The organism is Hyphomonas jannaschiana VP2 (genome assembly GCF_000685215.1).
Lineage (GTDB): Bacteria > Pseudomonadota > Alphaproteobacteria > Caulobacterales > Hyphomonadaceae > Hyphomonas > Hyphomonas jannaschiana.
Window position 1 is genome coordinate 1 of sequence record NZ_ARYJ01000029.1, and the last position, 393, is coordinate 393.

Consider the following 393-nt stretch of genomic DNA (forward strand, 5'->3'; position numbering starts at 1 on the left):
CAGCGCTGGATCGTGCGGGCGAGGCATTTCGCGCGGCGCTGGCGGTATTTCAGCGTATCGAGCATCGCTTCCCAGCGGGCGATCAGGGGCGCAGCGGGCACGGCGCCTCGCATCGGCACGGTAATCGGACCGTGCAAGAAGTCGGGCGCCTCACTCGCAGGCGTCGGCAGCACAGAGAAGAACGCCTTGCGCGGCTTCGCTTCACCCTCTGCCTTTTCAAAATAATTGCTCACCGGGCGCGGCACCAGGGGCGCCAGCTCCACCTGCAGCGCCATGAGAAAGATCAGACGGCGGAGCAGCACGGCGAGGCGTTTCAGCTCCGCCGAGACGCGGCGCTTCACTGTTTTCGAAATCATCTCCGGCTGCTTGAACAGATCCGCATTCACACCGGTC

1 protein-coding gene is annotated in these 393 nt (G+C 64.4%); it reads right to left on the minus strand.

Annotated features, from left to right (window positions below; translation table 11 throughout):
- On the minus strand, positions 1-356 hold a 356-nt coding region (locus HJA_RS17650; RefSeq protein ID WP_155840112.1), incomplete at its 3' end, for a hypothetical protein.
- Positions 357-393 lie beyond the last annotated feature (37 nt).